Source organism: Streptomyces yerevanensis (assembly GCF_000716805.1).
In the GTDB taxonomy this organism is placed as follows: Bacteria; Actinomycetota; Actinomycetes; order Streptomycetales; family Streptomycetaceae; genus Streptomyces; species Streptomyces flaveus.
The window spans coordinates 1-1,891 of sequence record NZ_JNWJ01000170.1 but is presented as its reverse complement, the minus strand read 5'-3'; the positions used below and the strand labels follow the sequence as shown (position 1 = coordinate 1,891).

Genomic DNA, 1,891 nt, shown 5'->3' with positions numbered 1-1,891 from the left:
GACGAATCATCTGCGCGCCGCGATGTCCCGTGCCGCGATGTACCCGAATGTCATCGCGGGTCCGATCGTCGAGCCCGCGCCCGCGTAACTGCGGCCCATGACGGCGGCGCTGGCGTTTCCCGCCGCGTACAGCCCGGGGATCACCGAGCCGTCCGGGCTGAGCACTCGCGCCCGGGCGTCGGTGAGCAGACCGCCCTTGGTACCGAGGTCGCCCGGAACGATCCGGAAGGCGTAGTAGGGGGCCAGCCACAGCGGTGCCAGGCCGGAGTTGGGGCGGACGGAGGGGTCCGTGTAGTAGTGGTCGTACGCGCTGTCGCCGCGCCCGAAGTCGCTGTCGTCGCCGCTTTTGGCAAGGGAGTTGAAGCGGTCGACGGTGGCGCGCAGAGCGGCCGCGGGTACGCCGGTCGAGGCGGCCAGCGCGTCCAGTGTCCACGCCTTGTGGACGGCGCCCGACTCGTACCAGGCGTCGGGGAACACGAAGGTCGGCGCGACGTCCTTGAAGAGGTAGCGGTTGCGGTAGTTCTGGTCGACGATCAGCCAGGCGGGGATGTGCGGGGCGTTCGGGGTGTCGCGGTCGTACATGGTGTGGACGACATCGCTGTACGGCGCGGCCTCGTTGACGAAGCGCGCTCCGGCCGCGTTGACGAGGAGCCCGCCGGGCAGGGTGCGTTCGGCGAGGCAGAAGTACGGCTGGTCGGGCAGCGGGATCGCCGGGCCCCACCACGCGTCGTCCATCAATTCCAGCGCCGCGCCTGCCCGTTCACCGGCCCGGATGCCGTCGCCGGTGTTCTCCTTGGCGCCGACCGTCCACTGGGTGCCGATCGGCTGCTCCTGGTACCGCTCGCGCATGGCCGCGTTGTGTTCGAAGCCGCCCGAGCCGACGATGACGCCCCGGCGGGCGCGCAGCAGTCCGGGTGCGCCGTTCTGGGTGACGACCGCGCCGGTGACGGCGCCGTTCTCCTGGTGCAGCTCGGTCAGTGGCGTGTTCAGCCACACGGGCACGTTCGCCCTGAGCAGCCCGGCGCGCAGCCCCGCCGCCAGCGACTGCCCCATGGTGAGCGGTTTTTGGCCCAGCAGCGCCGCCTTCGTCCCCCGGGCCAGGCACTCGGTGGCCACGGCGAGCCCCTTCGCGCTGACCGCGGAAAGGACGAGCCACTTGTAGTCGGCGCTGAAGACGACCATGCCGGCCGGGACCGTCATGTACGCCGGGTTCAGCCGGGCCAGCTCCGCACCCAGGATGTTCCCGTCGAGCTGGTCGGGCTCGATGGAACGGCCCTGCGCCAGCCCGCCGGGCAACTGCGGGTAGTAGTCGCTGTAGCCCTCCATCCACCGGAAGCGCAGCGGGCTGTGGGCCATGACGAGGGAGAGCATGGCGGGCCCATGGCCGAGGAAGGCCTTCTGCCGGTCGACCGGGACGTCGTCGCCGACCACGGCCGCGAGGTAGGTGGCGGCCTTCGCCGGGGTGTCGGGCACCCCGGCGGTCAGGATGACGGAGTTGTTGGGGATCCAGATGCCCGCGCCGGAACGGGCCGCCGAGCCGCCGAAGGTGCCCGCCTTCTCCACGACGACGCACGTCAGGCCCTGCTTGGCGGCGGTGAGCGCGGCCGTCATACCGGCGGCTCCGGAGCCGATGACCACGACGTCGTACGTGCCGAGGAGGGGCAGGTCGGCGGCGTCGGCGGCGTTGGTGTAGGGGCCGCCGGGATACGGCAGCCCGCCGGCGAGGGCGAGGCCGGCGCCGGCGGCACCGATCACACGGCGGCGCGAAGGGGCGGAGAGCGACGTACGTCTGACGGGATCGGCGTGGGTGGACATGGCAGGTCTCTCCAGTCTGGTCAGGGAAAGGGAGGCCGTGCTGTGCTGCCCGGGAACACGAGGGGCCCCGGCGCCC

At 72.0% G+C, this 1,891-nt stretch carries 1 protein-coding gene; it reads right to left on the bottom strand.

What is annotated here, in order from left to right; all coding sequences use genetic code 11:
• Positions 1-6: 6 nt before the first annotated feature.
• Entirely contained in the window at positions 7-1,815 is a 1,809-nt protein-coding gene (kstD, locus tag OP79_RS48775; RefSeq protein WP_051745908.1) for a 3-oxosteroid 1-dehydrogenase, read from the bottom strand.
• Positions 1,816-1,891: the final 76 nt, after the last annotated feature.

What these genes read in the sequence shown, in the direction of transcription:
- kstD (WP_051745908.1), bottom strand. Translation starts at nt 1,815, where the DNA reads ATGTCCACCCACGCCGATCCCGTCAGACGTACGTCGCTCTCCGCCCCT.